At 75.6% G+C, this 8,218-nt stretch carries 5 protein-coding genes; 1 reads left to right on the forward strand and 4 read right to left on the reverse strand.

Annotated elements, in window-relative coordinates; all coding sequences use genetic code 11:
- Nucleotides 1-297: 297 nt before the first annotated feature.
- The 3 genes from ACFV0G_RS29430 to ACFV0G_RS29440 all read right to left on the reverse strand — a co-directional run bounded on the left by ACFV0G_RS29430 (nt 298) and on the right by ACFV0G_RS29440 (nt 3,524).
- Nucleotides 298-1,083 carry a ComEA family DNA-binding protein gene (locus ACFV0G_RS29430; RefSeq protein ID WP_380554595.1) on the reverse strand — a complete coding sequence of 262 codons (786 nt, stop codon included), beginning with the start codon at nt 1,081-1,083 and terminating at the stop codon, nt 298-300.
- Nucleotides 1,084-1,748: 665 nt separating this feature from the next.
- Complete coding sequence (locus ACFV0G_RS29435) at nt 1,749-2,594, reverse strand: DegV family protein (RefSeq protein WP_380554598.1); 846 nt, start codon at nt 2,592-2,594, stop codon at nt 1,749-1,751.
- Nucleotides 2,595-2,741: 147 nt separating this feature from the next.
- Nucleotides 2,742-3,524, reverse strand: a complete 783-nt coding sequence (locus ACFV0G_RS29440; RefSeq protein ID WP_380554601.1) for a hypothetical protein — start codon at nt 3,522-3,524, stop codon at nt 2,742-2,744.
- A 265-nt stretch (nt 3,525-3,789) separates the two neighbouring features.
- Here ACFV0G_RS29440 and ACFV0G_RS29445 point away from each other — a divergent pair, with 265 nt between their 5' ends.
- A complete protein-coding gene (locus ACFV0G_RS29445; RefSeq protein ID WP_380554604.1) occupies nt 3,790-4,857 on the forward strand; it encodes a helix-turn-helix transcriptional regulator in 1,068 nt (355 codons plus the stop codon).
- A 77-nt stretch (nt 4,858-4,934) separates the two neighbouring features.
- On the opposite strand, the gene leuS is transcribed toward ACFV0G_RS29445, so the two are convergent.
- Nucleotides 4,935-7,820: a leucine--tRNA ligase gene (gene leuS / locus ACFV0G_RS29450; RefSeq protein WP_380554607.1), complete on the reverse strand. Its 2,886-nt coding sequence runs from the start codon at nt 7,818-7,820 to the stop codon at nt 4,935-4,937.
- Nucleotides 7,821-8,218 lie beyond the last annotated feature (398 nt).

Below are 8,218 nucleotides of genomic sequence, written 5' to 3' on the forward strand. Positions count from 1 at the left end.
GTCAACCTCTGCCCCCCCCGCGGCGCGCCCACACACCCCGTCTGTCTGAGCCGGCCCCCCCCCCCCGCGCGCCCCCCCCGGATCAACCCCGCCTTTCGCCCCCCCCCCGCCCCGGCCCCCGCCGCCCCGCCCGCCCCGGCGCCCGGGGTCGCCCGGCTCCCGCCCGCACGGCCGCCGGCCGCTGGTGCGCGTGATGGCGCGCTCTCCTTCCTGTCGCAGGTGTGGCAGATGTGGCAGGTGTGGCAGATCTGCCGGGGTGTCCGGCCGTCAGGGGATGGGGATCAGGGCGTCAGGGCGTCAGGGCATCAGCAGGTCCTTGATGTCGGCGTACTTCCGCTCGCCGATCCCGGAGATCTCGCGGAGCTGGTCGACGGACCTGAACGGGCCGTGCTGGCGGCGGTACTGGAGGATGCGCTGGGCCAGGGTGGGGCCGACGCCCGGCAGGGCGTCCAGCTGTTCGAGGGTGGCCTGGTTGAGGCTGAGCAGGGCACCGGGTGCGCTGCCCGCCGCACCGCCCGGGGCGGAGGGTGCGCCGACCAGGATCTGCTCGCCGTCGTTGAGGACCCGGGCGAGGTTGAGGCCGTCCGTATCGGTGCCGGCCAGGGCACCGCCCGCCGCCCGCAGGGCGTCGGCGACGCGTGAGCCGGTCGGCAGGGTGCGCAGGCCGGGGTGCTCGACCTTCCCCGCGACGTCGACCACCACGGTGGGGGCGGGCGCCCCCGGCGGCCCGGACGGGCCGTGCGAGGCGGCCGGCGGGCTCCCGGTGGAGGTCGCCGCGGGTACGGCGACCGGTTCGGGCCGGTTCAGCCAGAAGTGCTGGACGGCGTACCCGACGGCGAGGAGGAGCAAGGCTGCGAGGCCGAGCGCCGCCCTGCGGTCGAGCATGAGCGCCGAGGGCAGGGCGAAGGGGGTACGGCGTGCCTGCTTGGCTCCGGTCGGCGTGGTCGCGCCGGCCCCCGCGCCCGGTTCCACGGCCGAGTCGGCACCGGGCAGGGCCGCGGACACCGCCGAGACCGCGGCGGCCGCAGCCTCGGCGGCCGAACGGAGAGTGGCGGCCGAGGGGCCGGCTGCGCCAGGCCTCACGGCACCGAACGCGGCGCCCGCCTCCCCTCCCGGGCCCGAACCCGTCGGCCCGTCCCGCACCGGCCTGTCGCGCATCGGGCCGTCGCGGACCAAGCCCTCCGGCACCGGGCCGTCGCGGACCGCCCTGCCTCGCCCGGGGCGGTCGCGGATCCGCAGGCCAGTCGGCGCCGCCCGCGGCGGACCTGCGGAGGCGGGCACCCCGCCGCCCCCTCCCGGCGGCCCGTTCGCTGCGCCCGGGCGGCCGGCGGGCTCGGGGGCGCTCCCGGTGTCCCGCCCGGTCGGGGCGGGGGGCACGGCGCTGTCGCCGCGGTGGCGCGCATCGGTCGGACCGCCCCGCAGGGCGGCTGCGAACAGGGCGGCGAGCCTTCGCCGTACGGTCTCGGTGGTCTCTCGGCGCCGCGAGGCGCCCAGGAAGATCGTCCTCATGCCGAGGACGGTACGCAGCGCCCCGGCCCCGTCCGTCCCCGCGCAGATTCCTGTGGAAAACCCGCCCCTGTGGACAACCCGCATCCCCCGCAGAGGTGAATTCCGCCCCCTCGACGTTTGGCTTCCGCAGTTTGGCTTCCGCAGTTCGGCTTCCGCAGTTCGGCTTCCGCACGTCCCGCGACAGCAGGCCAGCCGCCGACCCGGCGCAACCCGGCGCCACCCAGCACCTGGCGAACGCCTCAGCGCGGGGCGACGACCACCGCGAGCAGACCGGGCCCGACGTGGGCGCCGATCACCGCGCCCACCTCGCCGACCGAGAGGTCGCGCAGGTTGGGGATCCGCGCCCGCAGCCGCTCGGCCAGCGGTTCGGCGCGCTCCTCGGCGGCCAAGTGGTGCACGACGACGTCCACCTCGGTCTCACCGGCGTGCTCCACGGCGATCTCCTCCAGCCGGGCGATCGCCCGGGAGGCGGTCCGCACCTTCTCCAGCGGCTCGATCCGGCCGCCCGAGAGGTGGAGCAGCGGCTTCACGGCGAGGGCCGAGCCGAGCAGGGCCCGCGCGGTGCCGATCCGGCCGCCGCGGCGCAGGTGCTCCAGGGTGTCCACGTAGAAGAAGCCGCTGGTCAGCTCGGAGCGCCGGACCGCCGCCGCCGCGACCTCGGCCGCGCCGAGGCCGGCCTCGGCCGCCTGGGCCGCCGTCAGGACGCAGTGGCCGAGCGCCATGCCGACGAGCCTGCTGTCCACCACCTCGACCGGGACGGGAGCGTCGGCGGCCGCCATCTTCGCGGCCTCGTAGGTGCCGGAGAGCTCCGCGGAGAGGTGGACCGACACCACGGCGGTGGCGCCGGCCTCGGCGGCCGCCCGGTAGGCCGCGGCGAAGGTCTCGGGGCTGGGCCGCGAGGTGGTGACGCGCTGCTTGGCCCGCAGCGCCTCGGCGACGTCCTTCGGGGAGATCTCGACGCCCTCGTCCAGGACCTCGTCGCCGACGGCCACGCTGAGCGGCACGACCTCGATCCGATGGCGGTCGACGGCGTCCTGGGGCAGATAGGCCGTGGAATCGGTGACAAGGGCGAGGTGGCCGGGCATGTGCCGGAGGTTACTCCGCGACCGCCGCAGATGACAGCGCGCCCGCCGCGGTTTCGCCGCAGGGAGCACCCCGCCGGCCGGTTCCGCCGCCCCGGCGGTCCGCCCGGCAGCCCCCCGGGCGATCGGCCCGCAGTCCGGCCGGAAGGGTCAGCCGGCCGACGAGCCGCCGGTGTTGGGCTTGCGGAGCCGGTCGGCGAGCCGGGCGAGCGGGTCGGCGAGTCCGAGCACGTCCTCGGCGCTCAGCCGCCGGCCGCCGGCGATCGCCTGGCGGTCCGCGCCGGCCCGGCCGGCCTCGCCCGGCTCCGCCGTCCCGGGACCGGCCCCCGGACCACCCGGTCCCCCGGTGCCCTCCTCGGCAGCCGTCGCTGCGCGGTCGACGCGGTCCCAGTGCCGGAGCGCACCCGCCTCGTTCTCGCACTCCTTGCTGAGCCGCATCAGCTCGTCGTCGGCGAAGCGCCGCATCCGGTCCTGCGCGGCCCACCGCATGGTCTCCGCGGAGTGGGTGATCCGCCCGGCCCGTTCGCGCAGCTCGGGGAGCTTGGCGGCGAGCCGGCCGGCGTCGGGTTCGCGTTCCAGGGTGCGCAGTTCACGGTCGAGCTCGGCGGCGTGCGCGTCCAGGCGGTCGAGCAGCTGGAGGGACTCGGCGAGCTGGCCGTCCTGGGCGCGGCCGGCCTCCAGGACCTGCCGGGTGGCGTCGAGCGAGGTCCGCAGCGAGAGGCGGACGGAGGCGAGCTGCCCCTGGGTACCGGGGCGGGTGAACGTCCTGGCCCGCAGGGTGGCGTTCTCGACGGCGCGCCGGGCGTTCGCCTCGTGCCGTTCGACCTTGGTCGCGACCGCCTTCCCGGCCTTCACCGCGCCCACCACCAGCATGGCCACGGCGGCCACCCCGAACAGCAGAATCAGCACGATCACCACGCCGAGCGCTTCCATCCCGACCCCACCTTCCATGCCGTCCACCCGGGCCGGCCGCCGGAGCGGCCCGCTCCGCCACCGGGTCCTCGCGCCGTCCCCGGGGTCTCCACGGTAGCCGCCGTCCGGCCGCAGCGGGACGCTCAGGCCCCGGTTCCGGCAGAGATCAGGAGGAGATCAGGGAGGGGTCAGGGGCGAATCAGGGCCGGGACGGGCGCCCCGGTCCGCACGGCGCACCCCAGGGGACCGCCCCGGCGCACGGGCGGCGGCTGCCAGACTGGCCCGCATGCTGGAGACCTCCGCCCGCCTGCTGCGCCTGCTGTCGCTGCTCCAGGTCCGCCGGTCCTGGCCGGGTCCGGAACTGGCCGCCCGGTTGGAGATCGACGCGCGGACGGTCCGGCGCGACGTGGACCGGCTCCGCAGCCTCGGCTACCCGGTGGAGTCGACGCCCGGCGCGGCCGGCGGGTACCGGCTGGGGGCCGGGGCGGAGATGCCGCCGCTGCTGCTGGACGACGAGGAGGCGGTCGCGGTCGCCGTGGGGCTGCGGACGGCGGCGGGCGGCACGGTCGGCGGGATCGAGGAGTCGTCGGTGCGGGCGCTGGCGAAGCTGCTCCAGGTCATGCCGGGCCGGCTGCGGCACCGGGTGGATGCGCTGGCCTCGGCGACGGTCGCGGTGCCGGGCCGCGGTCCGTCCGTCGCGGCGCAGACGCTGACCGAGATCGCGGCGGCCTGCCGCGGGTCCCACCGGCTGCGCTTCGACTACCGCGCGCACGACGGGACGGCGAGCCGCCGCGACGCCGAGCCCTGCCGCCTCGTGCACTCGGGCACCCGCTGGTACCTGGTGGCCTGGGACACGGACCGGGCGGACTGGCGGAACTTCCGGGTGGACCGGATGACCCTGACCCCGCCGCACGGCCCGCGGTTCGTCCCCCGCGAGCCCCCGGAGGACGACATCAGGCAGTGGACGTCCTGGGAGGTCGCGGTCGGGCAGTACCGCTACCAGGCGCGCTGCACGGTCCGCGCGCCCGCGCACGAGGTCGCCGACCGCCAGTCGCCGACCTCCGCCCTGGTCGAGCCGCTGGACGAGCACAGCTGCACGGTGCGGGCCGGCTCCAACTCGCTGGACGGCCTGGCCGTGCATCTCGCCCTGCTGGGCTTCGAGTTCACCGTGCACGAGCCGCCGGAGCTGGTCGCGCACGTGGCCCGGCTCGCCGCCCGGCTGAACGCCGCCGCACCCGGCGGTCCGGCAGCACCGAACGGGCGCGGGCCGACGCACGACGGCGGGTGCACGGACGGGCCGACACACGACGGCGGGTGCACGGACGGGCCGACGGAGGGGCCGCCCACCGCGTAGCGGGCGGACGGCAGCGGGCCGGGCGCCCTCCGCAGCACGTGCGAGGACGCCCGGCCCGGGGCGATGCCGACGGGCCGTCAGCCGGTGACGATGTTCACCAGCTTCGGGGCGCGCGCGATGACCTTGCGCACCGGCGCGTCGCCGATCGCGGCGACGACCGCCGGATCGGCCAGGGCCAGCGCCTCCAGCTCGGCGTCGGAGATGGCCGGGGCCACCTCCAGCCGGGCCTTGACCTTGCCCTTGATCTGCACGACGCAGGTGACCGTCTCGTCCACCACGTACGCGGGGTCGGCGACCGGGTAGTCGGCGAAGGCCAGCGACTCGCGGTGGCCCAGGCGCTGCCACAGCTCCTCGGCGATGTGCGGGGCCAGCGGGGCGACCATCAGGACGATCTGCTCGGCCACGGCGCGCGGCGTGGAGCCGCGCTTGACCAGGAAGTTGTTCAGCTCGATCGCCTTGGCCACGGCCGTGTTGAAGCGCAGGCCGGCCATGTCCCCGCGGATGCCGTCGATCGCCTTGTGCAGGGCGCGCAGCGTCGCCTCGTCCGGCTCCTCGTCGGTGACGACCAGTTCGCCGGTGTCCTCGGAGACGATGTTGCGCCACAGCCGCTGCAGGAAGCGGTACGAGCCGACGACGGCGCGGGTGTCCCAGGGGCGGGAGACGTCCAGCGGACCCATCGACATCTCGTACAGGCGCAGGGTGTCCGCACCGTACTCGTCGGCGATCTCGTCCGGGGCGACCGCGTTCTTCAGGGACTTGCCCATCTTGCCGGCCTCGCGCTTGACCGGCTCGCCCTGCCAGAAGTACGCGCCGTCGCGCTCCTCGACCTCGGCGGCGGGCACCGGGAAGCCGCGGGCGTCGCGGTACACGTCGGCGGTGATCATGCCCTGGTTGAACAGCTTGTGGAACGGCTCGACCGAGGAGACGTGGCCCAGGTCGAACAGCACCTTGTGCCAGAAGCGCGCGTACAGCAGGTGCAGCACGGCGTGCTCGGCGCCGCCGACGTACAGGTCGACGCCGCCGGCCGGCTTGTCGGCCGTCGGGCCCATCCAGTAGGCCTCGTTGGCGGGGTCGACGACCTTCTCGCGGTCGGCCGGGTCGATGTAGCGCAGCTCGTACCAGCACGAACCCGCCCAGTTGGGCATCGTGTTGGTCTCGCGGCGGTACGTCTTCGGCCCGTCGCCCAGGTCCAGCTCCACGGTGACCCAGGCCTCGTTGCGCGACAGCGGGGTCTTCGGGGTGGAGGCGGCGTCGTCCGGGTCGTAGGTGTGCGGCGAGTAGTCCTCGACCTCGGGGACCTCGACCGGCAGCATCGACTCGGGCAGCGCGTGCATGGCGCCGTCCTCGTCGTAGACGATCGGGAAGGGCTCGCCCCAGTACCGCTGGCGGCTGAACAGCCAGTCGCGCAGGCGGTAGTTGACGGTGCCCTCGCCGATGCCGCGCTCGGCCAGCCAGGCGGTGACCCGGGCCTTGGCCTCGACCACGCCCAGGCCGTCCAGGGACAGGTCGTCGTGGGCGGAGTTGACCAGCACGGCGTCGTAGGAGGCGAACGCGTCGTCCCAGGCGGCCGGGTCGTCGCCGCGGCCGTCGGTCGGCTGCACGACGCAGCGCATCGGCAGCTCGAAGGCGCGGGCGAAGGCGAAGTCGCGGTGGTCGTGGGCGGGCACCGCCATGATGGCGCCGGTGCCGTAGCCCATCAGCACGTAGTCGGCGACGAAGACCGGCACCGGCCGGCCGGTGACCGGGTTGGTCGCGTACGCGCCGGTGAAGACGCCGGTCTTGACCTTGGCGTCGACCTGCCGCTCGACGTCGGACTTGGCGGCGGCCTCGGCGCGGTAGGCGGCGACCGCCTCGGCCGGGGTGTGCGCGCCGCCCTTCCAGTCGTTGTGGGTCTCGGACGGCCACGCGGCGGGGACGATCCGGTCGACCAGCGGGTGCTCGGGGGCCAGCACCATGTAGGTGGCGCCGAACAGGGTGTCCGGGCGGGTGGTGAAGACGGTGATCGCCTCGCCGCCGGCGACGGCGAAGTCGACGCGGGCGCCCTCGGAGCGGCCGATCCAGTTGCGCTGCTGCAGTTTGATGGCCTCGGGCCAGTCCAGCAGGTCCAGGTCGGCGATCAGGCGGTCGGAGTACGCGGTGATCCGCATCATCCACTGGCGCAGCTTCGACTTGAACACCGGGAAGTTGCCGCGCTCGGAGCGGCCGTCCGCGGTGACCTCCTCGTTGGCCAGCACGGTACCCAGGCCGGGGCACCAGTTGACCGGCACCTCCTTGGAGTACGCCAGCCGGTACTCGCCCAGCACCTCGTCGCGCTCGACGGCGGACAGCTCGGACCAGGCGCGGCCGCCCGGCACCTCGCGCTCGCCGGACACGAACTGCTCGACCAGCTCGGCGATCGGGCGGGCCGTGCCGGCCGCCTCGTCGTACCAGGAGTTGAAGATCTGCAGGAAGATCCACTGCGTCCAGCGGTAGTAGTCCGGGTCGATCGTCGCGACGGAGCGGCGCGAGTCGTGGCCCAGGCCCAGCCGGCGCAGCTGGCGGCGCATGTTGGCGATGGCCGCCTCGGTGGTGATCCGGGGGTGCTGGCCGGTGGCGACGGCGTGCTGCTCGGCGGGCAGGCCGAACGCGTCGTAGCCCAGGGTGTGCAGCACGTTGTGGCCGGTCATCCGCTGGTAGCGGGCGTACACGTCGGTGGCGATGTAGCCCAGCGGGTGGCCGACGTGCAGGCCCGCACCCGACGGGTACGGGAACATGTCCATGATGAAGCTGTGCGGCCTGGCCGTGACGTCGCCGGCCGAGGCGTCGGCCAGCGGGCCGACCGGGTTGGGGGCGTCGAACGTCCCCTCCTTCTCCCACAGGTCCTGCCAGCGGGACTCGATCTCGGCCGCCAGCGCGGCACCGTAGCGGAAGGGCTCGGAAGCGGCCTCGGCCGCGCCGGAAGCAGGGGTCGTCGTCTCGCTCATGGTCCTTCGGGCTCCATCGTCATCAGGCTGCGAACCAGCACCGCAAACACGTCCGGAAAGCAAAAAACCCCTCGCAGGAGGGGACGCCACGCCGACTCCGGCTCAGTGCCGGATCTGGTCAGCGCGGCCGGCTAAGGAGCAGGCGCACGGTTCGCATGGGCTCAGGGTACCGCAAGGGCCGCCGCGGCCCGGCGACCGTTCCGCGGGCCGCCGCCGGACGGTCCGTCGGGGCTCGTGCTTCCGGGCCGGACGGGCTAGCCGGCGGTCCGCCCCGGGGCGGCCACCGGCCGGGGCCGGGCCCCGGCCGCGGCCGGGGCCCCGCCGCCGCGGGGCCGCGCCGCGCCCCCCGCGGGGCCCCCGGGCCCCCCGGGCGCGCCGCCCACCCCCGCGCGGGGGGT

The sequence above is a fragment of the Kitasatospora sp. NPDC059571 genome (assembly GCF_042735675.1).
In the GTDB taxonomy this organism is placed as follows: domain Bacteria; phylum Actinomycetota; class Actinomycetes; order Streptomycetales; family Streptomycetaceae; genus Kitasatospora.

Bases quoted from the DNA above. Each gene is read 5' to 3' on its own strand.
- ACFV0G_RS29435 (WP_380554598.1), bottom strand. From the start codon at position 2,594: ATGCCCGGCCACCTCGCCCTTGTCACCGATTCCACGGCCTATCTGCCC.
- ACFV0G_RS29440 (WP_380554601.1), bottom strand. From the start codon at position 3,524: ATGGAAGCGCTCGGCGTGGTGATCGTGCTGATTCTGCTGTTCGGGGTG.
- ACFV0G_RS29445 (WP_380554604.1), top strand. From the start codon at position 3,790: ATGCTGGAGACCTCCGCCCGCCTGCTGCGCCTGCTGTCGCTGCTCCAG.
- leuS (WP_380554607.1), bottom strand. From the start codon at position 7,820: ATGAGCGAGACGACGACCCCTGCTTCCGGCGCGGCCGAGGCCGCTTCC.